General features: G+C 61.1%; 20 protein-coding genes. 8 read left to right on the top strand and 12 right to left on the bottom strand.

Translation table 11 applies throughout. From position 1 onward, the window contains the following. Positions 1 to 16: 16 nt before the first annotated feature. Entirely contained in the window at positions 17 to 1,075 is a 1,059-nt protein-coding gene (locus ACZ5G6_RS10020; RefSeq protein ID WP_498691148.1) for an ABC transporter permease, read from the bottom strand. A gap of 462 nt (positions 1,076 to 1,537) precedes the next feature. Between ACZ5G6_RS10020 and ACZ5G6_RS10015 the strand changes: the two genes are divergently transcribed. Continuing rightward, positions 1,538 to 2,821 carry a substrate-binding domain-containing protein gene (locus ACZ5G6_RS10015; RefSeq protein WP_498691146.1) on the top strand — a complete coding sequence of 428 codons (1,284 nt, stop codon included), beginning with the start codon at positions 1,538 to 1,540 and terminating at the stop codon, positions 2,819 to 2,821. A gap of 334 nt (positions 2,822 to 3,155) precedes the next feature. Here ACZ5G6_RS10015 and ACZ5G6_RS10010 read toward each other — a convergent pair whose 3' ends face one another. Together ACZ5G6_RS10010 and ACZ5G6_RS10005 are read right to left on the bottom strand one after the other, a co-directional pair. Next, positions 3,156 to 4,154 carry an alpha/beta hydrolase gene (locus ACZ5G6_RS10010; protein WP_498691145.1) on the bottom strand — a complete coding sequence of 333 codons (999 nt, stop codon included), beginning with the start codon at positions 4,152 to 4,154 and terminating at the stop codon, positions 3,156 to 3,158. A 273-nt stretch (positions 4,155 to 4,427) separates the two neighbouring features. Beyond that, positions 4,428 to 5,300: a helix-turn-helix transcriptional regulator gene (locus ACZ5G6_RS10005; protein WP_498691143.1), complete on the bottom strand. Its 873-nt coding sequence runs from the start codon at positions 5,298 to 5,300 to the stop codon at positions 4,428 to 4,430. Positions 5,301 to 5,423: 123 nt separating this feature from the next. Here ACZ5G6_RS10005 and ACZ5G6_RS10000 point away from each other — a divergent pair, with 123 nt between their 5' ends. The 7 genes from ACZ5G6_RS10000 to ACZ5G6_RS09970 all read left to right on the top strand — a co-directional run bounded on the left by ACZ5G6_RS10000 (position 5,424) and on the right by ACZ5G6_RS09970 (position 15,449). Continuing rightward, positions 5,424 to 5,573 carry a hypothetical protein gene (locus tag ACZ5G6_RS10000; RefSeq protein WP_498691141.1) on the top strand — a complete coding sequence of 50 codons (150 nt, stop codon included), beginning with the start codon at positions 5,424 to 5,426 and terminating at the stop codon, positions 5,571 to 5,573. A 139-nt stretch (positions 5,574 to 5,712) separates the two neighbouring features. Further along, positions 5,713 to 5,949 carry a hypothetical protein gene (locus ACZ5G6_RS09995; protein WP_498691140.1) on the top strand — a complete coding sequence of 79 codons (237 nt, stop codon included), beginning with the start codon at positions 5,713 to 5,715 and terminating at the stop codon, positions 5,947 to 5,949. Between the two features lie 499 nt (positions 5,950 to 6,448). After that, positions 6,449 to 9,883 carry an NAD-glutamate dehydrogenase domain-containing protein gene (locus tag ACZ5G6_RS09990; protein ID WP_498691139.1) on the top strand — a complete coding sequence of 1,145 codons (3,435 nt, stop codon included), beginning with the start codon at positions 6,449 to 6,451 and terminating at the stop codon, positions 9,881 to 9,883. Between the two features lie 647 nt (positions 9,884 to 10,530). Next, the gene (gene mobF, locus ACZ5G6_RS09985) at positions 10,531 to 11,691 is read left to right on the top strand and encodes a MobF family relaxase (RefSeq protein WP_498691137.1); all 1,161 of its coding nucleotides are present in this window, start codon (positions 10,531 to 10,533) and stop codon (positions 11,689 to 11,691) included. Between the two features lie 24 nt (positions 11,692 to 11,715). After that, positions 11,716 to 14,097, top strand: coding sequence for an ATP-dependent DNA helicase (locus tag ACZ5G6_RS09980; protein ID WP_498691135.1), 2,382 nt, complete (start codon positions 11,716 to 11,718; stop codon positions 14,095 to 14,097). A gap of 19 nt (positions 14,098 to 14,116) precedes the next feature. Then, positions 14,117 to 14,623 (top strand): hypothetical protein, encoded by a 507-nt coding sequence (locus ACZ5G6_RS09975; protein ID WP_498691133.1) that lies wholly within the window; start codon positions 14,117 to 14,119, stop codon positions 14,621 to 14,623. A 145-nt stretch (positions 14,624 to 14,768) separates the two neighbouring features. Next, a complete protein-coding gene (locus tag ACZ5G6_RS09970) occupies positions 14,769 to 15,449 on the top strand; it encodes a RusA family crossover junction endodeoxyribonuclease (RefSeq protein ID WP_498691131.1) in 681 nt (226 codons plus the stop codon). A gap of 268 nt (positions 15,450 to 15,717) precedes the next feature. Here ACZ5G6_RS09970 and ACZ5G6_RS09965 read toward each other — a convergent pair whose 3' ends face one another. From ACZ5G6_RS09965 to ACZ5G6_RS09925, 9 genes are all read right to left on the bottom strand, one after another. Continuing rightward, positions 15,718 to 15,999, bottom strand: coding sequence for a hypothetical protein (locus ACZ5G6_RS09965; RefSeq protein WP_498691129.1), 282 nt, complete (start codon positions 15,997 to 15,999; stop codon positions 15,718 to 15,720). 100 nt (positions 16,000 to 16,099) lie between these two features. After that, the gene (locus tag ACZ5G6_RS09960; protein ID WP_498691127.1) at positions 16,100 to 16,606 is read right to left on the bottom strand and encodes a single-stranded DNA-binding protein; all 507 of its coding nucleotides are present in this window, start codon (positions 16,604 to 16,606) and stop codon (positions 16,100 to 16,102) included. Between the two features lie 52 nt (positions 16,607 to 16,658). After that, positions 16,659 to 17,816: an ArdC-like ssDNA-binding domain-containing protein gene (locus tag ACZ5G6_RS09955; RefSeq protein ID WP_498691125.1), complete on the bottom strand. Its 1,158-nt coding sequence runs from the start codon at positions 17,814 to 17,816 to the stop codon at positions 16,659 to 16,661. 85 nt (positions 17,817 to 17,901) lie between these two features. Beyond that, on the bottom strand, positions 17,902 to 18,402 hold the full coding sequence (locus ACZ5G6_RS09950; protein WP_498691122.1) for a hypothetical protein: 501 nt from the start codon (positions 18,400 to 18,402) through the stop codon (positions 17,902 to 17,904). Further along, a complete protein-coding gene (locus tag ACZ5G6_RS09945) occupies positions 18,399 to 20,192 on the bottom strand; it encodes a type IV secretory system conjugative DNA transfer family protein (RefSeq protein ID WP_498691119.1) in 1,794 nt (597 codons plus the stop codon). Before ACZ5G6_RS09945 ends, ACZ5G6_RS09950 begins: the two co-directional genes overlap by 4 nt. Then, complete coding sequence (locus tag ACZ5G6_RS09940; protein WP_498691117.1) at positions 20,189 to 20,713, bottom strand: hypothetical protein; 525 nt, start codon at positions 20,711 to 20,713, stop codon at positions 20,189 to 20,191. Before ACZ5G6_RS09940 ends, ACZ5G6_RS09945 begins: the two co-directional genes overlap by 4 nt. Further along, positions 20,710 to 21,645 carry a hypothetical protein gene (locus ACZ5G6_RS09935; protein WP_498691115.1) on the bottom strand — a complete coding sequence of 312 codons (936 nt, stop codon included), beginning with the start codon at positions 21,643 to 21,645 and terminating at the stop codon, positions 20,710 to 20,712. Before ACZ5G6_RS09935 ends, ACZ5G6_RS09940 begins: the two co-directional genes overlap by 4 nt. After that, entirely contained in the window at positions 21,642 to 23,132 is a 1,491-nt protein-coding gene (locus ACZ5G6_RS09930) for an SCO6880 family protein (protein WP_498691113.1), read from the bottom strand. The genes ACZ5G6_RS09935 and ACZ5G6_RS09930 overlap by 4 nt, the downstream gene beginning before the upstream one ends. Next, positions 23,125 to 24,540 carry a type IV secretion system protein gene (locus ACZ5G6_RS09925; protein WP_498691112.1) on the bottom strand — a complete coding sequence of 472 codons (1,416 nt, stop codon included), beginning with the start codon at positions 24,538 to 24,540 and terminating at the stop codon, positions 23,125 to 23,127. Before ACZ5G6_RS09925 ends, ACZ5G6_RS09930 begins: the two co-directional genes overlap by 8 nt. Positions 24,541 to 24,549: the final 9 nt, after the last annotated feature.

The raw sequence follows: 24,549 nt of genomic DNA, 5'->3' as shown, positions 1-24,549 counted from the left end.
GGCGTCAGTTGGTCCGTCATTTTTCTCGCCTTACTGCTAGCTGCGTGCGGAGTCTCTTAACGCCCGCAACCCCGTACTGGCTGATTGTTATTGCCGCAACGGCGACAACCAAAGCGAATCCCTGAATAACGATCCGCGCCCCATTTGAGAACCCGGCGACCACCAGTGCTTGGTCAAGCAGCTGCAGGAAGACGCAAGAAACGAGCAAGCTAAGTACGCTCGTCGGGCCGCCGCTGAAGACCAGACCGGCAATCGCGACCGCCGTTACCGTAGCAAGCTGGTATGGTGCGCCGATCGAGATGTCGGGCGTTCCGATGAATCCGGCGAGAAACACACCGGCAATTCCATAGAGAAGCCCGACGGCCGCGAATGTGCTCATCTGCACGAGTGTCACCTTGACGCCAAGAGCAGTCGCTGCGCGTCGATTCGAACCGACTTGAGCTACTCGACGGCCGGCACGTGTCAACGAGAGCACAGCTGCGAGAATCATCCCCACGACGATCGCCGCAATAAAACACGTGTTGATGTTGAGGAACGACCACTGGCTCACCTGCTGCAACGCCTCAGGTGCTTCACCCGTCAGGGAAAAGGACGACCCCGACCACAACAACATGCCGCCCGTAACGACGCCATAAGTTGCCAGCGTAACGATGATCGAGTTCAGTCGAAGCACGCAGATGAAGAAGCCATTGACGACTCCTACCACCACAGAAACAACCAGCGCCGTCAGAATGACAAGCCCCAGATTTGATCCTGGAACACCGTAGTGCACGACCACGCCAGCAGAAGCTGCCAGCACGGCAGAAACTGAGAGATCGATAGCGCCCAGCATGACCACCAGCATCTGACCCATAGCGGCGAGAGCAAGAATTCCGGCCAACCCGCTGACCACTCTCACTGAGTTCCCACCAAGGCTGGCCGGGGCCACTACTACGGCGAAGATCAGCAAGAGCAGAAGCGCACCCCAGCTTGCCAGATACCGTGGCGGGAAACGGTACTTCAGATCTGTGAGCCGGCTCTTGGCCACTGATTGACGGCTCCAGGACGGAACGTCGCGACTAATACCTGTCGTCATAGCAGATCCCTGCGCATTAACATCAGCACTTCCTTGTACCTCCGGGTCAGAAGCAACTTTGCTTCGGTGAAATTCGGCCACGCGGCCGATGATTCTGTGATTGTTGAGTGCGTTCGCTGCATTGGGTGCCCATGGGCAGCCATGCGTTGAAATGTGAGATTCGATCGCCGTCGGTAGGCCGCTTCTCCTGCTCGCTCCACTTGCTGAGCCCCGCCGGCGAACGGCCGGTCCAGGCCTTGGTGTACGCCTCGGGTCTAGCAAGATCGCACATCACTTATTGACAGTTATCCCATATAGCGAGATATTGTTCAATAGTGAGCAGGAACACACCACTCCCAGCACTGCAACTCGGCACCACCTGCTGAAGTCCCACAGACCTTCCAGGCCAGCTACATCGCATCGGCGTCCCTTCAATGAAGAGTTCACGGACGCCATCACATCCCAACGAGGAGACAACATCCCATGAAAATGGCATCCCCAAGCCGTCCCTGGACAAAGTCCCGGCCGGCACTCCAGTTGCTGGCAGCATCCGTGCTGGCAGTGTCACTGGCCGCCTGCTCAACAACAACCGGCCCGTCCGGCAGCTCAAACACGGCTGCTTCAGGCTCTGGCAGTGACATCACCGCACAGAACGTCGATCAGAAGGCCCTTGCTGACACCATCAAGAAGACCTTTCTAACGGACATCAAGTCCTCGGATTTGGACCCAGTAGTAGCCGACACAATGGCGGCAGCCTCCCAGCCATTCACTTCCGACCAAGAAGCATTGTTCAAGACGTGCCTCCAGCAGGGTTCCTGTGACACAGGCCGCGGCTCCCTCACAGTTGCGATCGCCCTTCAGACTGCCAATTCGTGGAACAACATCTTCCGCGGCGAAGCGACCGCCCAAGCCTTGGCCTACCCGCAGGTAAAGAAAATCGTCTACAACAACGCCAACGGGGATGTCGCGGCAGTGCTGGCAAACCTGAGAAGCTTGATCGCCCAACGCGTGGACATCATCGTCACTGACCCGGTTTTCGGCGGGGCGATTGCTTCGGCGCTGCAGCAAGCCAAGCAGGCTGGCATCACCGTGATCACGGTCAACACACCGTTGCCGGACTCTGCAGCATCATCCGTTGCGGCTCAGGTTCCGCTGGCTTTGTGCGACCTTTACACCGAGGGCGCCGAAGCCCTAGTTAAGAAGCTCGGCAAGAACTCCACGTATGCCCTCTATACCGGCATCCCAGGCAACAGTAACGCTGCTGCATGGCAGCCGTGCCTACGGAAAGTCCTCGACGACGCCGGATGGACAATGGTCACTGAGGGATTCACACAGTGGACCGCCCAGGGCGCCGCGCAAGCTGCGAATGCGTTGTTGGCTTCGGGTAAACAGCCAGCCGCAATCATCTACGACTACACCACGGATGACTTCGTCAAGCCTTACGTCGATGAGCGCAAGACGCCTCCAGTATTCCTGAGCGATGTCATGAACTACTCCTGGCTCACCCAAGTTCAGCAAGCGAAGCAGGCCGGAGTCGAGGTAACGTCCTGGCTCGCCAGCAGTCACGTTTGGTTTGGTCGCTTCGGTGTGACCGCCGGAATCAAGATCAAGGAAGGCCAGCAGGTACCAGCTCAAGTCTCCGTCCGTGTTCCCGTTGTCACGACCGACTCGGTTCTGGAAACCAACAGCGCGGAGATTCCTTCGACCGTTCCGGTTTCAAGTCTCCTCACCCCGGAGCAGATGACCCTCGCGCTGGCTGCGCCGTAGGGACGTAGCGAGAACTAGCTGACTATTTCCGAAGGGCCGTTGACGGGCAGTCAAGTACTGTTCGTCAACGGCCCTTCCAATTGCTTGCTACGTGACCATCATCTTAACCCCCGACCTGTGTCGGTGAAGCTCGAAAACTGATTCATCGTGACGGTAGAAAACTGGACCATCTGTTCCAAACGATTGAATGGGTGATCGCTGTGGAGGATTTGGCCCTTATTCGGCTGTCACAAACGTTGGCGGCCGACTAGTTTCGATGTTCCGGACGCCTTCCGTTGGAAATGTGAACCCTGTGGGCGCCAGCAATGAATGGCGCCCACAGGGTTCCTTGAGCTTACGCGTGCCCGTTGACAGATGCCGGACCGGTCAAAACGGTTGAGCTGAGGCCTTCGGCAAAGAAATGTTCGATCTTATCGAACGGGATGATGTCCGTCCGATCGTACAGGTCGATGTGTCGTGCCCCCGGGACCACGACGAGCTCCTTCGGTTCGTCGGCCCGCTCCAAAACGGCATCGCTGAAGTAGCGCGAATGAGCGTGCTCTCCGGTAACGAGCAGGATTGGCCTGGGTGCTATGTCCGGCAGGTGAGCGATGGCTCCGAAGTTGACGTGAGATAGTCCGCTGGTGACCGTAAAACCACCGATTGAACGAGGATGACGGCCACGATCTGCAACATAGTACTCGTGGAATTCCGCCGTAATCGGATCGAGGCCCGCGGGGTTGAAATCTTCGGGGAACACCGGGGTCAGCGCGGGCTCTCCGGCATCTACGTCAGCCCAGCGTTGCGCCGCGATGCTCCGAAGTTCCGCGCGACGCTCCTCATCACTCTGTGAGTCCATCCATCCATTTCGTTTTACACCGCTAATGTCATACATGACTACCGCCGCGACTGCCATGATGCGGGTATCTACCTGGGCGGCGTTCAGTGCGAAGCCCCCGCTACCGCAGATACCAAGGGCACCAATCTTTTCTCGGTCTATGTATGGCAGTGTCCCAAGGAAGTCGACGCCGGCGCTGAAGTCCTCGGCGAAGATATCTGGGGAGGACACGTGGCGGGGCGCCCCGCCACTCTCGCCGTTGTAGGAGGGGTCGAATGCAAGGGCAACAAATCCACGACGGGCGAGCTCGTTGCCATAGATTCCAGGACCTTGCTCTTTGACTCCGCCATATGGTGGGCCGATAACGACGGCCGCATGCAGTCCGGACTCATCCAGATTGCCCGGCGTGTACAGGTCTGCTGCGATATCTATCCCGTACCGGTTCTGGTATCGCACTGGTGTCCGAGTCACCTGGGAGTCGATGGCGAAGGTGAGGCTGTCTTCGTGTAGTGGCATTTTTTGGTGATCCTTAATGAGGGCTTTCACTGCATAGGGACGGTAGCGCACTCGTCACGCTGTCGTGCGCCGCCATGGCAATCTAAACCTGAATGTCAGCAGGTAAGGAGATCTCTGGCAAAAGGGGTTATGACAGACCCCCGTTGGGACTGAATTCGCTGGGAGGGTTCATTCCCCTGCGTATCAACACGACCGTTAGCTATGGCTCCGAGCGGAAGACAATGCACCCGGCCCTTCAAGTTTGCGATGTCTGGACCGAGATTTCACAGTAGTTCAGCGCCGAGCCAGTTCCACGACGTTTTCGGTGGCAGCCCACGACGCCAGGAGTTTGAGTGATTCCGCGGCCGGGCTGTCCGGGACCGCAGGATAGATCGTCAAGGTGTGCCCCAGGTCCTCCTCCAATTCCACAGTCTGGTAGTTCAATTCCAGAAGTCCGACAACCGGATGCTGGAAAGACTTTGACCCGGAGTAATGGCGCCGAACGTTATGCGCCGCCCATCGGCTGCGAAAGTCCTCGCTTCGCATCGAAAGTTCACCGACTAGCTCCGCAATCCCCTTATCGAAGGGGCTGCGGCCTGCCTCGCGACGCAGAATAGCTACGTTTACATTGGCTGCGCGCTCCCAATCGGGATAGAAATCATGTGCCCTAGCGTCCAGGAAAATGAAACGGGAATGGTTGGCCGGTCGTGCGCTCCCACGATACATATCCGAGTAGAGGGCGTACCCCAGAGCGTTGGCGGCCACGATATCCATGCGGTTGTTGCTTATGAAAGCAGGCGCACCCGTGATGGCATCGAGTAAATGCTGCAAGACAGGCCGAACCGTGATGGGTGGGGTGCCTGAAGTCCGCTTCCGCGACGAGGTGTTAGCCACTCGGGCGAGGTCATAAAGGTGGTCCTGCTCAGCGCGATCGAGTTGCAATGCGCGGGCGATGGAATCCAGGACACTGTCCGAGACGCCAGTAAGATTTCCACGCTCCACTCGGGTGTAATACTCGACGCTGACCCCGGCCAAGCGGGCAGCTTCCTCCCGACGAAGACCGGGCACCCGCCGTCGGCCGCCATTCGGCTCTATTCCTGCCTGCTCAGGGGAGATCCTTCCGCGTCTCGTGGAAAGGAACTGCCGCACTTCAGACTGATTATCCATACACCAAACGTAATGTGAATGCGAATAGCGCTGGGAGACTCTGCCAGAACCCCTTTCAAGAGACCCTCCGTCAAACTTCAGCAGCTGCTTCCATGAACATAACCACTCTGAAATGAAGTCGTTGTGCTGGCACGCTACACCGCCACGAACAAAGCCACCGCTAAGCGCCTGAACGTCCGGGTCGTGCACCACTTCGTCGTCCGCGGCGTGCTGATCGTCCGCTTCGAACAGTTCGTCGACACCGTAAAAGTCCTCGAAGCCATGCAGGACTAACTAGGTCGCACCGGAACCACCCAGGGGGCACACCTATTTCGACCCTCTGGGGCGACATGCGTCCGCAGCTGCTCGCAGGACCGGACTGGAACGCAGCACGCGAGCAGACGTTCGCCTTGTTGGACCTCCTTAAGGCTGTTTGGACCATGTTGACGCTAACTACATCCGCACGGAGACCCACGCTGCTGGGAACGCCCTCCAAGTCGCCCGGCAGAACGACCGAACCATCTGGGACACAAAAGGCGACATCGTACGGAACGGAACCATGCTCGACGTCGTCCGCGTTACCGACCCGCGGTGGCTCTGTGGTGGCCGTCCGTCGGGACAACGGGGCGGCGGTGGAGCTGCCGCACCATTGCGTCTTGTCCTCACTTGAGTTGGGCCACGCGACGACGGCACATCGTTCTCAGGGCCTCACAGTGGATAGCGGCCACACCGTGGTCACGCGCGGGCGACTCACTCGGGAACTGCTGTATGTGAGCATGATCCGGGGCAGGGAGGGCAATTACGCCTACATCAGCGAGAACGATCCCTCATCCGCAGCCAGCGCCCGGGCACGGCGGCGACAGCGACGTTGGACCGCAACCTCTTGTGGATCCCGTGAATAGCGAGGCGGAGATCGTCGACGATATCTTGCCTCCTGCGAAACGGTCTGTAGGCTCCGATCGGCTCGCACCATGGAGACGGGGTGAAGGCGGTGGAGGTTGCAGCAGAAACCGACGACGCGGATACTCCCCCAACTTGCAGTAGGTCGCTTCCTGGGGCCCGTTACCGATGGACGAGGGCGCCGGGCGCGGCGATGATGGATCATGTGGGGGGATTCTGCCTCAACGTACCGTCTCGGGGCGGCTCCACCTGCGGGAGGCGCAGGGGTTATGACTGACGAAGACTTGCCGAGCGACGCGTCTACGCGCGAAGTCGATCGAGCCAAGATCGAGCCGAGCCTGTTGCGGGCGTTGCACTGGGTGGAGCAACTCAACGACGCTCTGCACGCTCGTATGCCCGAGGCGGCCGCCCGCCTCTCCGCCCTGTGGTCAGCAGCCTTCCCACTCGACTATCGAGTAGGGGTCGACGTCACGGCTGCTGTCGACGACATCGAACGATTCGAGCAGTTCGATCTCGACGGAAACGGCGGACGGCCGTTGGAAGATCCCCTTCTGATCGTCTCCGCGCACCCCGCGCGCATTCGGCTCTATCTCACACGACCCCGGAGCCTGACGGAGATCCTGCCCATCTTCCACAATCTAGGCCTCGTGGTGATGGACGAGCGTGCGTTCGATATCGTACGCGCGCCCGACCGAGCCTTGTTCCTGTACGACCTCGGCGTGACCTACCCGGCGGGGGTCGATGCGCTGGAGTCGGGCTCGGTGCTTGCTGATGCATTCAGCGCGGCCATGCAAGGAGAGGCAGAGTCTGATCGTTTAGACGCTCTCGGGCTGACGGAAGGGCTTAGCTGGGGTGAGGTTTCAATCCTGCGGGCGTATGCGAAGTACCTGCTCCAGCTCGGGACGACGAACTCATACGACTTCATCGTAGATGCGCTCCTGGCGAACGCACAGGCGACCCACGCACTGCTGGGCCTGTTCCAGTCCCGGTTCGATCCTGCTTTCGGCAGTGCTGGTCGTGGCCGCACCGCCACGGCCCGTACTGCAGCAGCAGAGGCGATTGACGCCGTCGCCTCCTTGGATGCGGATCGGTTGCTACGGACGTTCCTGGGCCTGATCGAGGCCACGACCCGGACGAACTTTTACCGGGCCCGGCCGTTTGTGAGCTTCAAGCTCCAGCCCTCCCACCTTCCCTGGGCCCCCTACCCGCGGCCGCGCTCCGAGGTCTGGGTGTACTCGCCCCGTGTCGAGGGGGTGCACCTGCGCTTCGGGCCGGTGGCCCGTGGTGGGATCAGATGGTCGGATCGGCGGGAGGACTTCCGCACGGAGGTCCTGGGCCTGGCGAAGGCGCAAATCGTGAAAAACTCGGTGATCGTACCCACCGGCGCCAAAGGCGGTTTCTACCCCAAGCGCCTCCCCGACCCGGGGGTGGACCCGGCCGCCTGGGTCGCCGAGGGCGCAGAGGCCTACCGCGACTTCATCCGCGGACTGCTCGACGTAACGGACAATCTGGCCCTGCCAGACGGCCGGGTGGTACCCCCCGAGCGGGTGGTGCGGCACGACGAGGACGATACTTACCTCGTAGTGGCTGCGGACAAGGGCACTGCGGCGTTCTCCGACACCGCCAACCAAGTCGCCGCGGAATACGGGTTCTGGCTCGGAGACGCCTTCGCCTCCGGCGGGTCGGTGGGCTATGACCACAAGCGGCTAGGCATCACCGCTCGCGGCGCATGGGAGTCCGCGAAGGCGCACTTTCGCCAGCTCGGGGTGGACTGCCAGGCTCAGGACTTCACTGCCGTCGGCATCGGGGACATGTCCGGGGACGTCTTCGGCAACGGCATGCTACTCTCCGGGCACACCCGCCTCGTGGCCGCATTTGACCACCGCCACATCTTTCTGGACCCCGACCCCGACTCTGCGGTCTCGTTCAAGGAACGCCGCCGTCTCTTCGACCTGCCCCGCTCCTCCTGGGATGACTACAGCCCTGCGCTAATCAGCCCCGGCGGGGGCGTCTACCCTAGGACCGCCAAGTCCATCCCCCTGTCCCCGCAGGTGCGGGCCGCCCTGGGGACCCCGGGGACGGCGGCGGCGCTGACACCGTCCGAGCTGATCCAGGAGATCCTGGCAGCCCCGGTGGATCTGCTCTACAACGGCGGGATCGGCACCTACGTCAAGGCCGCGGCCGAGGCGAACCGGGACGTGGGGGACAAGGCCAACGACGCCATCCGTATCAACGCCAGTCAGCTGCGGGCCCGGATCGTGGTCGAGGGCGGCAACCTCGGCCTGACCCAGCGAGCCCGCATCGAGGCCGCACTGAATGGGGTGCTGGTCAACACTGACGCGATCGACAATTCCGCCGGGGTGGACTGTTCTGATCACGAGGTCAACATCAAGATCTTCCTGGACCGCATGATCGCGGCCGGGCGAATGGACCCGGGCGAGCGCGCGGACTTCCTGCATTCCCTCGCCGACGACGTCGCCCGCCACGTCCTGAAGAACAACCGCGACCAGAATACGCTCCTGCGCAACGACGTGGTCCTCGTCAGGGACTGGAGCCCCTCATTCGAACGATCCATGGACTGGCTCGAAAAGGCAGCCGACCTCCACCGCACCCTCGAGGCCCTCCCCACAACCGACGAGCTCCACGCCCGCCTCACCGCCGGTCGCAGCCTCACCGCTCCCGAACTCTCCGTCCTCGCGGCCCACGCCAAGATCGAACTTGCCCGCGAACTCACCGATACCGATGTCGCCGACGACCCCTGGTTCGAGCGCATCCTGAGGGACTACTTCCCCCACCAGATCGTCGAACGCTTCGGCTCCGACCTCCCCGCCCATTCCCTGCGCCGGCAGATCATCTGCACCGTCCTAGCCAACGACATCATCAACCTCGGCGGTATCACCTTCGCCTTCCGGGCCCTCGAGGAGAACACCGGAGACGCGGCCGCCCTCGCGAGAGCCTTTACGGTAATCCGGGAGTCCTTCGGTCTCGACTGGGTGATGGAGAGGATTGCGTCACTGCCTCCCGCCGTTCCTACTGAGCGGGGGGTCGAACTAACTTTGTATCTACGAAGGATGCTGGACCGCTCGGTGCGCTGGTATATGACCCACGATCACCGTGACCAGGCAGTGGAGGTGGCTCTCAGCAGGATCCTGCCCGCCATGGGTCTTCAACGGAATGGAAATGTCATCGGTGCGCGGGGAGATGAGAATGCATTTGAACAGGATCCTGCGGCGCGGTGGGAAGCAGTCGGCTTCCCGAGCGACCTCGCACATCGCGCCGTCGAAATTTCCTCCGGCTTCCCAGTCTTGGATATCTCGCTCATCGCGGAGCAGAGCGATCAGCCTATTGAGCAGATCGCTGATCTCTATTACGCCGTGTTCCAGCGCACCGGCGCCCAGAGGATGCTTCTCAGAATCACGGATCTTCCCGTTCAGACTAGGTGGGAAACTCTGGCTAGGTCAGCTCTCTACGACGACGTCTTTGCTGCTGTAGCCGATGTGACCGTCTCGGCGCTCCAAACCATCCGCAATCTCGGTTCCCAGCACGGGCATCCCAGCGAGTGGATAGCGCAGTGGGAGCACACCCATCGAGACCAGCTCAGGAAGGTCAAGGAGACGGTTATCGAAGCCACCGCGCCTGGTCAGACAGATCTCTCCTCGGTTTCTGTGGCACTTAAGCTCCTGAGGACCCTTGTGCGGGGGTGAGCGACGAGGCTGGCCGCCTGTCTCGTGACTCCATCCTGTGCATCACGGTGTAGGCCTCGAAGCCACGCTCTCCGGCCCGGCAGTTCCGACGCCCACCCCATCCTCAAGGCATACCTGCCCTCATAGGCGGCTGCTTCTGCTCGCCCATGTCAAATTGCTGGGTGTGGCCCTCGCATCTAACTAGCTTCGCCTCCCCACCAACCAGCCCGCCCCTGCCGCTGCTCCGTGTGCTGTGCGTGTCCGCACACCTCTGGCATCCAAGGCCAGCAGCCCGGGAAATCATGCGGAGTTTACCCGGAGACCACATGAACTGGTGTGAACAGACACAGCCCCGGACAGCCAACACACGGTGAGCCCGAATGCGACGCCCGCATGGACCGGCTCATAACAGAGTTACGGTCGCAGTCCTCAGAACTGGAACGTCTCCACGCCATCTACGACGAGCTGGAAACAAGGAACGGCCTCCTCCACAACGAAGTCTTGCGTCTGAAGCGCGCCCAGCGAACAAACGTCCAAGACCTTGCCCGTGTTGCGGCCGTTTTGCTCCAAATTTCGCGCGCTAAAGGCATCGCCCTCGACCCAACGACACTCAATATCTTCCGTCGGCGAGGATGGCTGCCCGGCAGGTCTCGCACGGGAGCCCGGCCATGACGATGTCCATTGCCAGGCTCTCCATCCGGTCAGGGCTCAAGTACCTGTTCAAGTCCACGATGCTGGACGACCTCTCCCCTACTCCCCCAGATACCATCAGCTACTACGTGAAAACCGGAACACCCCAAGGCCGCTGGCTAGGCAAAGGTCTCCAAGGTATCGCCCGGGGCCCCGGAGACAAAGTCACTCAATCCGATGCACGTGCCATCTTCCAAGACGCAACGCACCCCGACAGCAGAGAACCGCTAGGCAGGCCTCACGGGCAGTCACCGATCAGCCAAGAGGCCAGCAATCAGAAAGCGACAAAGCACGCCGTCGCCGGCTTCGACCTCACGTTCAGCGTCCCGAAGTCAGTCTCCACACTGTGGGCACTTAGTCCGCGACACCTCCAGGAGCAGATCCTTCAGACCCATTACGTAGCCCTTGAAGCAACCCTGGCCTGGCTGGAAGAGCAGGTCATCAACACCAGATCCGGGCGAAACGGAGTAGCCCACGTCGGCACACGAGGAGTCATCGCCGCAGCATTCGACCATTGGGAATCCCGCGCAGGAGACCCTCAGGTCCACACCCACCTTGTCATCGCAAACCGGGTCCAGCGCGTCACGGACGGCGCCTGGGTCACCTTGGACTCCCGTTCCCTATACAAAGCCGTCGTCGCCGCCAGCGAGCATTACAACGGGCTCCTCTTTGATGCCTTGCACACGAGCCTGGGCACTGAAACCGACATCCGAGCGCCCGCGCAAAGCACTCATAATCCAAGCCAACAACTCACTGGCATCGCTGAGGCCCTCATACGGGAATTCTCCAGCCGTTCACGGCTCATCGACATCGAAACCGATCACTTGGTCCAACAGTGGACCACCGAACACGGAACTCCCCCGACGGCGACAACCACCCTGAGGCTGCGCCAGCAAGCCACCCTCTCGACTAGAACTCCCAAGACTGCTTCGCCGTCACCGTTACGAACCCTGTCCGCACAGTGGCGCGACAGAGCAAAGACCAAGGGTTTTGATCCCGAATCCGTCGTAGCTTCCACTATTCGGCGCTCACACTCTCGCCCGTTCCGCATCGGCGACCTCATCCCCGACTGGATTGCCGCCGTCGGGCTTGTCACCCGACAGCGTGTAGCGGCCAGGCGCTCAACCTGGAATCGCTAGAACCTGATCGCCGAAGTTGAGCGCGTGTGCGCTGAGATCCGCTGCGCCTCCCCTGCCGACCGCAATGGGCTGATCGATGCCGTGGCCACCGCGGCGGAGCGTACGTCCGTGCCACTCAACGAGTATCGGTACGGTGTCCCCGCGGGTGCCGCCGATGATCTGCAATTCGCCGGGCGCAGCGTCTTCGATTTCCAAGGGTCGCGCCTCTACACGGATGAGTCGACACTCGGCTTTGAGGACGAAATCCTGGCAGCGAAGAACGACGACGGCGGCCCGGCCGTGCCGGTCGATCTCACCTTCCAGACGCTCACCTCGTACAGAAACAGCAAAGGGTCACCGCTGAATGATGACCAACTGACCGCTGCGTCGGATGTCCTGCTGAGCTCCAACCGGCTCGATGCGATCGTCGGTCCCGCCGGGACCGGTAAGACGACAACCCTTGGCGCGGTCAAAGCAGCCTGGGAGGCATCGTACGGGATGGGTAGCGTTGCTGGTCTGGCGCCAGCTGCTGCGAGCGCCGAGGTTCTCGGCTCGGAGCTGCGCATGGTTACTGAGAACGTCGCGAAGTGGCTGCATGAATCCGTTGGGTCTGGTGCAGCCGAGCGGGCAGGGCGGTTTTTCCAGGCGGACGATCGACTCCGTACGGCCCGCACTCCCGGCGGCCATATGATCGACCGGCTTCAACAAGAGGTCGCTCGGCTGGCGGCCGAGCAGTCACTTTGGCAGTTTCATCCCAATCAGCTGGTGATAGTCGATGAGGCCTCCATGGTCTCAACATTCCAGCTCGCAGCCCTGGTCCGCCAGACGACGGCAACCGGTGCCAAGATCCTGCTGGTTGGCGATCCAGCTCAACTCGATTCAATCGACGCCGGCGGCGTACTTGGATGGCTTGATCGGCAAGGAAGGGCAGCGCGCTTGAGCACGATCTGGCGTTTCAAGCATGCGTGGGAACGGTCAGCTTCTCTTGGACTGCGCGAGGGACGTACGTCTGCGCTCGCAGAGTACGAAGAACACGGACGCATAAGACATGGCAGTTACCCGGACATGGTCGATGGCGCTTACTCCGCTTGGCACTCGGATATCCTGGCTGGCCGTGTCTCAGTGTTGATTTCGCCCGATAACGAGACGGTGCAAATGCTCAATGAACGGGCCCAAGCCGACCGGGTCAGACTGGGCGACGTGGACGCTGAACATACTTTGGTCCTTCGGGACGGGCTTCGAGCCGGACGTGGCGACATCGTTATTGCCCGTCGGAATGACCGATCGATTCGCGACGATCGTGGTGAGTTCCTTCGCAATGGAACGCTCCTCGAAGTCACCGAAGTGGATAGACGACACGGTGCTCTGCGGGCGACACGTAAAGACAGCGGAGCTGCCTTACTCTTGCCGAGCACTTATGTTGAGGCATCCCTGGAGCTGGGCTACGCCACCACAGCCCATCGCAGTCAAGGGCTCACAGTGGACACCGGCCACACCGTCGTGACTCCCGGCCGCCTCACGCGGGAGCTGCTCTATGTCAGCATGACCCGGGGGCGGCACTCCAACACGGCCTATGTGAGCGAGAACGACCCAGACGAGGACGAAGTACTGGACCCGAGTGCGCGTTCGAGCTGGCGGGTGATCCTTGGCGAGGTCCTTGCAGCTGAAGGTGCGGAACGAACGGCTCACGAGATACGGGACTTCGAACGGCAGCACGCAGACAGCCTCGAGCGTCTGTACCGCGAGTACGATTGCCTGGCTCAAATCGCTGCGGGTCTCGAGCTCGGGAAGAGTATCGACGGTCTAATGCCCGGCCGCTCTGAAGAGATGCGCGAATCTCCGGCTTGGGGCGCCGCCGTCGCAGCCTGGCGACGAGCGAGCCACGTCAACCGTCCTGGAGCCCTTCGTGCCTTGAACGAGGCCCTGGGCTCTGAAGCCAATGCGCGGGACCTAACCGCAGTCGCACATGCCCGACTAAGCAGATTCTGCACTTCAATGCCCCCGTCGCCTGTCGATCCGTTGAGTGAGCAGATGTCGATAGACCGGCCAGACCTGTCAGCGTTGCTGGACCAAGTACGACGGCGGATTGCGAACCGTGCGGACCGCGTCGCCAAGGCGGCACTTCTTGATGAGCCTGAATGGGTCACGCAATTCCGCCAAGGCTTCGGCGAGCACACGAATCCCGCAGTGTCGGCAGCGTTGATTCGAGATGTGTCCGTCTATCGAGATCGCTGGGGCGTCAACAGCGCGACTCTCCCCCTCGGTCCGGCTCCCGCGGACTGGGAATGGGAACAACACTCACAATGGGACAACCTGCAGCGAGCAGTTAGCCTGGCGGCCACACCACAGTCCGAGGTTGAAGATGTCCGCAGCCTGTATGAGTTGGACTCCCAAATAAGCCTGACAAGCGCTGGCTGGCAGCTTTAAACTGGAAGTTGGAGCAAGTATGCAGATGAATCCAGTCATCAAGCCGAAAACAGCAACACCCGCTCTAATCATCTGGAGCGCAGTGACGCTGGTGCTTGCCGTAATTCTAGGGATCCTGAGCTTCACGGTTTCCGGCACGGCCTGGTTACTGGTCGCCGTCACGACCCCTTGTGTAGTAGTCCTGCTCTTTTGGGTCCAACGCTTTCGCAGACAACGGCAGTGGCAGGACGATACCGCAGTTCAATGGAAGCGGCTCGAAAGCCTGAAGGCGGCTGGCGGGACCACAAGCGAGATCACTGTGCTGAGCGTTGACGCCGTGCAGCCGACAGGTTCCTGGATCACCATCCGGTGGAACCGCTTCGACTACATTCAGCCCGCCTGGATCGAAGCACTCCCCGAGCCGATCTGGCCCGGTTCAGTACTCCTGATTCGACCAGATCCAGCGCAGGTACGACCGGGATCTCCGTGGCCTTCCACCTACAACATTGCGGCTGATCACGTACTCGCTTGGGCACCACTATCCTGAGGTGAAGCGTTCCTGAAAATTTGCGTCACGTGCGCAGTTGGCTACTAGGAACTGGTGGGCTGACTACGATTAGAGCGCAGGCTACGCGGGATAGACATCGTTTCGTCTGCGACGTGCCGCACAAGCGCCTAAGACCGAGGATGGTATGAGACGGACGATCGAGGCACAAGCCTCTCACTTCAAGGTCACGCAGGTTTTTGGGTTCGATTCGGCAGTCAGCATTGAATCGACGCTGGATCCCGTTTCCTTGCAGTCAGGTGGAGAACGGAAGAAGGAATTTCAGTCAGCCCTAGCCGAGGCAGTCACCGTTCAGACGGATCGAATCTTCACGGGAGATGTCAAGGCAGATCTGACTTGGTTCATTTCTGAAGAGCGCCGCTACAGCACGCACATCGTGGCAGACCTGGACAACGTCATCAAGCCCTTGTTTGACGCTGTGACAGGGACCGGCAGGATAATGATCGACGACAATCAAGTCCAACAAATCGGAGCATCATGGATCGACGCACAACCCGGGGATCTTAAGTTCAGGTTAGTGATCAGCGCCCTATCCGCACATGAGTTCATCCTTAGGCAGGGCATTGAATTCGTCGACCTTGGAAGTCCATATGGGTGCATGCTTTTGGCGGACATGCCAGCGGAGATGAAACTGATGATGATAGAGGGGGTGACCGCCGCAACCCAGCGTCAAAAGGACCTCCTAAATTTGGGAGTAGACCCAGACGTGGCGAGAATGCACATGCCCATGCAACGGTTCTATCCATCGGCGCGGTTAAACGGCTTTGTGGTAAAGACACTGGCTGAGGCACTGCATTCGCAGGTATAGCCTTCAAAACGATCCCCGGAAATTGTACTGACCGTGATGATCTGGCAGTGAACCGGCTGACTGGATAGACCGGTGAAACCTGCCATCTCACGCCTGCTAGGAAAAATACATATACCTGCAGAGATAGCCTTCTGCTTTAGGCGGCTAGCAGTGCAAGACTATCGTTGGAAAGCAAGGCCACCCCCCCGGCCCGAGATTTGGGCTCGAGCAGTGCCCAAGAGCACGGAATACGGGCCTCCGTAATGAGAGGCGTTTCCTAAGCTGAGCTCTACAGCGGCCGCCCCCTCCACGACTCCTGATCAACGCGCCTCACCTGCCCCGCCGGGAACCACTCAACGTGATAAACCCGCCCCTCATCCACCCACTCGACCAGTCCAAAGGTCCTGGTGTACTTGATCGCTCGACCATAGATCTCCCCCACGCGAACCAGTGGCCGGCTACCAGGCGCCAGCTCGATGATCTTGCCGTCGTCCGGCTTGGGATGATTGCTGTCGGCCTCCAACTGGGCCATCATTCGGGCGAAAGCGATGGAGTCTTGCTTTGGTCTCATACCAACAAGATTAGAACATATATTCGAATACGGATCCCGCCGGCAATAAGGAGCCCACGTCTCGTGGAACGAGACGTGGGCCGAGAACAGCAACGGCGAGTCAGGCAGTCATGTCATTCGCCCGAACTCCGCCGAAAGGGGATGTCACCACCGGCCCCTTCGTGGTGACGTTGTACGCGGGCCAGCCAGTCGCCGTCGTGGCTTGTGGTCCCGTTGCCTCAACAGCCGCTTCAGGTTCGGCAACCGCGCGCGCCGACCGTTGATACGTGGCGGTACCAAAGCGAAGGTCCGGGCCAATCGTGTCAGCGATGATCCGCCGAGCTTCACGTCGTACGCCGTCCTTCTCGTACGCGCGGAACTCAAGCTCCCCCGACACGGTCACGGGGTCGCCCTTCTTGAGTGATGTAGCGGCGTTCTCCGCGAGCATTCGAAACGCTGACACGTTGTGGAAGACTGACTCGCCGTCCCTCCACGTGCCATCCGGGTTCTGAATCCGCTGGTTCACGGCAACGCGGAGCTTCGCGTGCGGAGTTCCGGATTCCCCGATCGTCAGTTCAGGATCTGCGACCAGGTTCCCTGCGATAGTGATGGGGATCTTTGTATTCATAGTGGGTTACCTTCCTTAGTCGACGGGCTTCTCCCGACGGACATCTGTGCGTTCAGGGACCAGCAATCTCAGGACCGTTCAATGACGCGCCCGGTCCAGGAATGCCGGCATATGTCGGAGCGGCGGCAACGGACCGGTCAGCACCGGCGGCGGCGAACTTTCCTCCGAAACCAGGAGGATCCGAGACTGCCAAAATTCCCTTCACAGCCGCCGTCACCCGCCCCAGCACCGACTTGGCGATGTCGACGCGCGACGTCGGCACTCGTCCCTCCGAGGAATCGTGCCGCATGTCCTTCTCCGCGCTGATCACCGCATCGGCCCAACCAGCCAGATAGGACGCCGACTGCGGACCACGATCGACGCCGTGAGCCCTCAGGACGGTATATGCAACCGATTCGGCTTCCACTTCCGCCAGTCCGCGATGGTTCGCGCTGCTTCCATACAGTCGCCCGAGGCGGTCGTCGGGTCCGTGCAGAAGGACGTGACCGAGTTCGTGGGCAAGAACCGCTACCCGCTCCTCGTCGTTCATCCAGAGACCAACTTGAATTCGACGCGCATCAAAGTCCGTGTAGCCACTCGTATATCCGTGTTGGAATCCCGACACCTCAACCCGGAAGCTGTGCTCCTTCGCAACCTCCCGGAGGGAACTCCACAGATCACCTACGTCCGCCCCAGCTTGAGCACCGGCGCGAGGCACAAGCAGCGGCGTGCCTTCGGTTTGCGTAACGTCAAAGACAGCCTGCCCGCGCCAACCGGTGATGACGTTCTTCTTGCCGTTGCTGACGGCATCAACAGGTGCCGTCTGATTCGCTGGCAGGAGCTTGCGCTGTCCGTCAGCGAAAGTCAGTTCCTGCATCGAGGCTGTCCGGGGCGCGATGATCCAGAGCGCGTGCTCTCCGCGCAGAACCGTTCGCCCATGCCGGGCCCACTCTTTGTAGCCGGCCACCAGAGTCGGCTCTTCGGTACCGCGTTGTGCCATCTGCATCATCAGCAAGGCGACGTTACCCCCGGAGTACCGCCACAGAGTTGCGGAGGCGTCGAGCAGGACTTGCCAGCGCGTAGGCGAGTCGATTGCCTCCTCGAGCGCGGTGTGAAGTCCCTTGGTCAGCTCGGCTATGCGTTCCTCGGGTGACAGGCGAACGTTCGACGGCGGCGCGGCGGCTTCGGCAGCCCCGCTTGCGTCAGCGTTGAGTTCAGATGCAGAGGCCACGACAGCCATCCTTCGTACTTCTAAGACGGGCCCAATCAGGGATCACCCATTCATGTCGAGCGAACCAGGCAACTGCATGACGAAATCAACTGCGGGCCTGATGGGTGCCCAACTTCCAGTCCTCGAAGTCCGGCTCGGATGGCATTAGCCTCAGTACTGGCTCCTTATGACACTGCAGCCCGACGCACCCGGCGGTCCGTGTGTGGGTTCGGAGACGTTCGACGCCGTGTGGCAGCCTCTCGTGGAAGGCCAGCGGGCCGAACCCCGAGTCGTCTGACGTGAAGGAAGCCGCTTCCGCCCGCTGAAGCGCATACAACTCGGCCACGATCTCCGAGTGCCGCCACCAACAATCCGGTACTACCGACGTCGTCAGCTGATACGTGGCAACGAACCACCGAACCCAATCGAAGAGGCTCTGCCACACCACTTCCGCCTGCGCCGATGACATGTCCCGCCAACGGTGGGTAACCCCTACTTGGCGCGGCGACGGCTGGAATGAAGACCGGAACAGTTCCGCGGTTAGTTCATCATCCAAGTCAGGTATCCGTCCTACCTCGAAGTCAGAATCGTCAGCCTGGGTGCTCATGAATCACCCTCGCCGTTCACTTCTTGCCGGCTCAGATGGCCGGCGGCCAGCTCTCGCTCGGTCTCCAACTTCGAACGCCCCAGCTCAGCGGCATCCTTACGCTTATGCCAATCACGGAGGTCCAAAAGTATGGGACGAGTCCGCCGCCCGAGCATGAGCGCCGTACCAACAGGAAGCCGTCGTATCTCGTCCAGGCGGATCACCGGACTTTCTCGAATCTGCTCTCCGTCTTGCCGTCCCTGCGAGGACCACGATCGGGTGTTCAGGACGAGACTTCGCTCGCCCAACAGTCCTGCCAGCGAGCGCAGATCACGCTCGTCAGACCCGCCTCCGAAGATCACCTTGATGATCGCCGAATCCCAGATGGTGGCAGCCTCTTCAATGGACCATCCGCTTCGAGCCTGTGACAGCGACTGGAGGACAACAAGCGTTGAGATACCAATCCCACCGCCGTCAGACAACACAACTGGAAGGCCTGGCCACGGCGACAGGTTGGCGATTTCATCCAGAATCAGTGACAACGGTGGATCCAGCCGGCCTCCCGCAGATACGAAGGCCATCTCGCGTGCAGCGTTATCAATGTCGTCAATGAGCGCCGAGAGATACGGGCCGGCCGCCGCGGCTCCGGAGCGGGTCCCCATCAGATACAGCGTCCCTCGCTGCCTGATGAAACTCTTGGGGTCGAACTCCTGCGCCTCATCCTGTGGATCAAGCGCCGCCATATCCCTCGGCGAGGACAGCGGTGCGACAGCTGCCGAGACCCCGATCCACGAGTTTGAGGTATTCCGGGGGTCATCCTCCAGGATCCCCATTAGGTCCGCTTGCCAGCCAAGGGCGGCTCCTGGGCGGCCAAGGACGTCCAGCGCCTCCCGGGCCAATACCGGGCTGGAGGACCATCGACGGAATGCCTTAATCCCCTCCCCAGACAGAGCCGACGCGTGTAGTAGACACTGCAGCACAATGAGGGACCGCTTCTGCCACGCCGCGTTCTCGCCCTTCATCTCCGTGTCCGCGGTAATCACCAAGGCCCTGCGCGTAGCAATGTCCGGATCACCGCACCCGCGGACCGGTGACCAGCGAAGCGTCGAGGGCAGCCCCGACATTCCCTGCGGATCGAACACCGTCACGGGGCGGCCCTCAGACTTGCGGGCTCGCATTGTCACCACCAGGTTGTCCGCGCGGGTGGAAGTCGTCACCACCGCGCCAGGGGCGTCGAGAATAGCGTTGATCACGACGTACAAGCCTTTGCCTGACCTCGGCGCTCCCTGGATAACCATCGATTCTTCCGTCGACACGTGGATGGTCACTCCCCGCGAGCGCCCGAGCGTCCACGAGACGTCGTGAATGCTGGGTTTTCTGAGTCCCGGACGTGTGTACTGCCCTCGTCGTCGAACAGCACGGGCGCCAAAGTCGCGGACTATCTCCGCTCTGCCTGCCACACCGTCGCGCTTGAGAATGTCCTGTCGCAGCCAGGCACCCGATTGCTTCCACATATGCCAGCCGACTGCTCCCCCGCCTGCGAGCGCCGCGACCAAGACAAGCACCAAGGTCACGATCCACCAGACAGCCTCCAAACGAAAAGCGCAGTTTCGCAAGATCCAATCAGAGCGCCCTGCAAACAGGCCCAGGCCGGCAGTCGGATTGAAGTACGACGGCGACCTGCCGCCGCACTGCGGCGGCGCCACCGCAGATGCCGCCACTTGGACGAGTATGCAGAACGCCACATAGGAGGCAATCACCCAAAGGCCGAACGAGACCGTCGGCGTCGAGTTGCCGGATCTTGTCTTCACAAATGCATCCGATCGTCCGTACCGAAGACCTCCAGTTCGTCGGTCGTCACTCGGTTAGCGACAATGAAGGACCGGTTCCCCACCTTCCAGAGGCCAACACCTTTAGGAAGATTCTCAACGTGGTCGCACTCCGCCTCAGTCAGGCCCAGAGCTTCCTTAGTCAGGCGCATGGCGTCATGCTTCTGCCGATAGATGATGCGTGTATCGGCCTCGGTCAGCAGGCCGAGCGCTTTCTGTCGATGGCCACTGGTGCTGTCGCCGATCTCGTTGAGGTCTGCCACCTTGTGCATGATCAGCAGGTTCGCGATCCCATAGGTACGGGCAAGCCTCCATTGCTCGCTCATCTTCGCCAACATGTACGGATCGGCAAGCATCCGCCAACCCTCGTCGTACACCACAAGCCGCTTGCCGCCGTCAGGATTCGTCACCGCCGCCTCCAGCCAGGTGGCGCTGCAAGCGGCTGCAAGCGACAACGCCTGCTCGGACGCGCCGATCAGCGCTGACGTGTCCATCACCATCATGGGCGCGTCTGCGTCGAACGCCACCGTGGAAGGCGCGTCGAACATCCCTTCCAAGCGCCCGAAACGGTCCGCCTCAACGAGTGGCTGACCGCAGTTCCCCCTTCCTTGCCGACAAGGGCCAGAGTTTCAGAAGACGGGTTCAACAGGTGGTCCAGCACCACGGGCAACGTCGGCGTCGAATTCTCAGCAGTCGTCTCCATCAACGCCATATCCAGGGCCGTGTGCTCCACCGGGTGCAGCGGAGTGCCTTGTCGCATGAGGGAGACGAGCGCAACGAGCAGTTGCCGGCGACGCTGCCGCACCACGGCCTGCCACTGAGTGTCCGTCAAAGAGCTGGGCCTGGGCCCTGCGTCGAGTGGATTCACCCGAGCCGACCGGCCCGGACCAACGGAGATGACTTTCCCGCCGACAGCGTTGGCTACGGCTACCCACTCGCCTTTAGGGTCGGACGCAACGGCGGCCTTCCTACCGAGGGTTATGGAACGCGCAACCAACGACTTCCCGCACATGGACTTACCCGTACCCACCGTGCCGATGACGACGATCGACGGGCCGCTGATGATTCCTTTGTCGTAGAGGATCCAGGGATCGTACGAGAACGCCCCGGAGCCAAAGACGTCAGTGCCAATGTAGGTTCCTTCGTGGCCCAGGCCCGATTCGGTAATGAAGGGATAGGCCGCGGCGAAGGTCAGCGTCGATGCGCGGTGAGGTGCTGGTTTCAGCCGATGCGGACCCCACAACGACTGCGTCTCCCGGCTCCCCCAGTCACCGAACAAGCGCTCGCGGTCGGCTTGCGGCTCGGGTCCCTTATCGAGGCGTTGGAACAGTCTTCTCTTCAGCGGGGTCTCGCCCTTGCGTTTGCCCCGCTTCTCGCGCTGCTCGCTGCGAGTGCCCGACGGCGTATACGTCACCTCTTGCTTGGTGAGGCTCATCGGAGTCCACGTCCCAACGGAAGTCCACCGGCAATGAACGCGGCCCACTGCTGTCCCGCCAGGAGTCGTAGTTCTAAGAAGGCGCCCGCAGCTGCGGACTCAAGCTCGTGACGGTGCCGGGCAAGGTCTTCCAGTGATGAAGCAGTGATCGTGACGAATGCCGTTGGCCGGACATCCCCGTGACCGGCGACAATCTCTTCCTCTCGCTGGGACACTTCCTCTTCCTCGGCGCGTTGCTCGCGTGTGCTCGGTCTGTCGAAGCGGGCGTTGATGCGCCGACGGGTTTCGTGAGCTTCCTGGGCTGAGCGAATGTCCCTTAGCGCCTCCAGCGTCGGAACCGCGCGTATCACCTGAGTGACGGTGTGCCGGAAGTCGCCGACGTAGACCAGCGGGTGCAGGAACCCCGGATACACCCTCTGGCGAGGCCACTCTGCGACCCAGAAGGTCTGGTGGAAGCCGGAGTCCGTGCGGAGATAAGTCCAGTGCTCCTCTACGGCCATCGGGCTTGAACTCAGACGCCGCTTTCCGTTTAGCTGGGCATCCTGTGGGTCGCTGTCCTTCCTCACCGACCCTCGGGAGACCGTTTCAGGATCAAAGGAGCCCCTGAACACTTCAAGGAGCCGGGACTCTGAAAGCCACTCGTCCACGCGCACTCCATGAGTTGCCAGGGATGTGGTGATCGCCTGTACCTCCAAACGTAGAACACGCTCGAGTCCGGCTATGCCTCCGCCCGACTCCTTGATGCGCCTCCTCGACTTGGCCGTATCCACAACAACGGACAACAAGACATCGTGACTCATGGCGGATCCTGCAGCAGCTATCAAGTCCTGATACGCCAATGCACCCCACGAATTGCCGCCCGGTCTGCCGCCGTTGTGCACGATGGTGTTGTTATAGAAGTCCTGAAGGGCAGACGAAGGATACGGAACTGTGTAATCCTGAACTGCGATTCTTGCTATGTCCGACCGTTGGGCGAGCCCGGCCTGGACACGTGACCATGCTTGGGCAGCCCACGCTTTGTCATCGTCGTCGAGGAGAGCGAAGGACCTGGTGGTGCAGCGCATGACGACCGTTGCTTCTTTACCCTGCGGGTCAACGATGAAGCACTCTCCACGTCTGGTCGTCTGGAGTTTGAGGCTGCCAAGCCCACCTGGCAGCGCAAGCCTCCCCGCTTTCAGCGCATTCTCGGGGCGGGCGAGGTATCGGGTCTGACCCAGGATCAGTCGCACGAGGAACAGCGTGATGAGGCTGACCCAGATGGGATACGGAATGCGAGCGTGCTGAAGCACTCCCATCAGCACGAACAGCAGCCAGATGGGACTCATTGTCGTAAGTCCGACTGGGCCGCCAGCCGCAGAGGCAATAATCGCCGTTAGGATGCCGACGACCAGCAACACAAGCTGGTACCACTTCAGCCCCATGAAAATGCCGCGGCGCTCGTAGCGGGGAAACTTAACGGCCTCAAGGGCCCGGGAATCTTCAGTCATAGGGTTTCTCCGGAGGGAAGTGCCCCTCAGAAGCCTTCGGCCTGATGGGCGGCAATTCGGATGACGGCAGAGCGCTGCCGGAACTTCGTACTTCGGGCGGCGGGGCGGTCCTCGGCCCGTTTGCCTTTGGCGGTCCGGCGTCCGGGGTCCGGTCTGTCTGCGACTGTGTCGCAGGCGACGATTTCCTACTCGACTCGGCTACGACCTCTCCGCTCACCACGTCGTCCAGTCTGGCGGCGCCTCCGCGGGCAGAGCCTGCTCCGTTCGACGCCGAAGGGTTTACACCTGAGGCGGGTACCGACGTACTCGTGAGGCCGCGCGGCAGAGGCACTGAAGGTGGCAGCACGCGCGTGGGGATGTCCTTGCGACTTGAAGGAATTGGTCGGGCTAGTGACGATCTGCCCAACATTGAGGCAATCGTCATGCGACCACCGAGCTGTCGGCTGAACTGCCGGGAGGCAACGCTGCTGCTGCGAGCAAGTACGTGACCGCCGCCAGCCGTTTGAGCCGCTGCTGCGAGCTCGCCACCCGCGAAGCTCACCAGCCTCAGCGCCATCAATGGTGCTCCGCAGGCAAGAACCATGCCGACAGTGCCGGCTGCCAAACCCGCAAAGGACGTCGAATCCGCAAATAGTTTGATCGCCGCCGCAAGAACTGTCGCGGCCAGAGGTTTCGCCAGCAAGAGCGCGACGACGACTTCGCACCACCGTCCGGCCCAGCCCTTTGACTTCTCCCAAGGCATCATCATGAGGGCGACCGGTGCGACGGCCGCCAGGACGGCGAGGGCGAACGTCCTAAAGATCATCGAGCACATGAGGATAAAAGCCAGAATCCACACGACGATGACTGCCATCGATGTCACTATCGCGCCGCCGACGGCTCCGCCTTGATTGCCCGGCGCAAGGGAGATGACGTTCCATTCGCGCTCGGAGCCAGCTGGAGCCCGTTCGAAGCCGAAGAGTCGCATGAACACGACGTAAGGATCAGTTCCCATTGATTCCAGCAGTGCCGCCGACGCCGCGTCGCTGACCTTGGTGAGCTGCCGGAGCACGTAGACGGCCGCAGCCACGAGCGGCACTGCCGCAGCTCCCCCGACGAGCGCCCTCAGCAGTCGTCGTGGTTGCTGGCTAATCAGACCGGACAGGAGTTGCAGGATCATCACGACGACGAGCGGCGTCATCATTACGATCACCCACCAGTTCGTCAGGCCGCCAATCGCGGCCCATGGGGAGTCGTCGACATCCGAGACGGTGAAGGCTCCTGTGATGAAGCCCCACATCCAAGAGGCGATGTTCTGAAGAACGTTCGCGAAGATGGACGTGATGGAGCCTTGAACGCCGTCGTTGGCTTGTGAAACCAACCCGCAGCCGGGCGGCCACCAACCGTTGAGGTCACACTCAGTAGGCATGATCGCAAG

Source organism: Arthrobacter sp. TmtSoilC51 (assembly GCF_055388015.1).
This window is presented reverse-complemented; position numbering and strand designations above follow the sequence as displayed.

Coding starts and splice junctions, on each gene's coding strand:
- ACZ5G6_RS10020 (WP_498691148.1), bottom strand. CDS start 1,075: ATGACGACAGGTATTAGTCGCGACGTTCCGTCCTGGAGCCGTCAATCA.
- ACZ5G6_RS10015 (WP_498691146.1), top strand. CDS start 1,538: ATGAAAATGGCATCCCCAAGCCGTCCCTGGACAAAGTCCCGGCCGGCA.
- ACZ5G6_RS10010 (WP_498691145.1), bottom strand. CDS start 4,154: ATGCCACTACACGAAGACAGCCTCACCTTCGCCATCGACTCCCAGGTG.
- ACZ5G6_RS10005 (WP_498691143.1), bottom strand. CDS start 5,300: ATGGATAATCAGTCTGAAGTGCGGCAGTTCCTTTCCACGAGACGCGGA.
- ACZ5G6_RS09990 (WP_498691139.1), top strand. CDS start 6,449: ATGACTGACGAAGACTTGCCGAGCGACGCGTCTACGCGCGAAGTCGAT.
- mobF (WP_498691137.1), top strand. CDS start 10,531: ATGACGATGTCCATTGCCAGGCTCTCCATCCGGTCAGGGCTCAAGTAC.
- ACZ5G6_RS09975 (WP_498691133.1), top strand. CDS start 14,117: ATGCAGATGAATCCAGTCATCAAGCCGAAAACAGCAACACCCGCTCTA.
- ACZ5G6_RS09970 (WP_498691131.1), top strand. CDS start 14,769: ATGAGACGGACGATCGAGGCACAAGCCTCTCACTTCAAGGTCACGCAG.
- ACZ5G6_RS09965 (WP_498691129.1), bottom strand. CDS start 15,999: ATGAGACCAAAGCAAGACTCCATCGCTTTCGCCCGAATGATGGCCCAG.
- ACZ5G6_RS09960 (WP_498691127.1), bottom strand. CDS start 16,606: ATGAATACAAAGATCCCCATCACTATCGCAGGGAACCTGGTCGCAGAT.
- ACZ5G6_RS09950 (WP_498691122.1), bottom strand. CDS start 18,402: ATGAGCACCCAGGCTGACGATTCTGACTTCGAGGTAGGACGGATACCT.
- ACZ5G6_RS09940 (WP_498691117.1), bottom strand. CDS start 20,713: ATGATGGTGATGGACACGTCAGCGCTGATCGGCGCGTCCGAGCAGGCG.
- ACZ5G6_RS09935 (WP_498691115.1), bottom strand. CDS start 21,645: ATGAGCCTCACCAAGCAAGAGGTGACGTATACGCCGTCGGGCACTCGC.
- ACZ5G6_RS09930 (WP_498691113.1), bottom strand. CDS start 23,132: ATGACTGAAGATTCCCGGGCCCTTGAGGCCGTTAAGTTTCCCCGCTAC.
- ACZ5G6_RS09925 (WP_498691112.1), bottom strand. CDS start 24,540: ATGCCTACTGAGTGTGACCTCAACGGTTGGTGGCCGCCCGGCTGCGGG.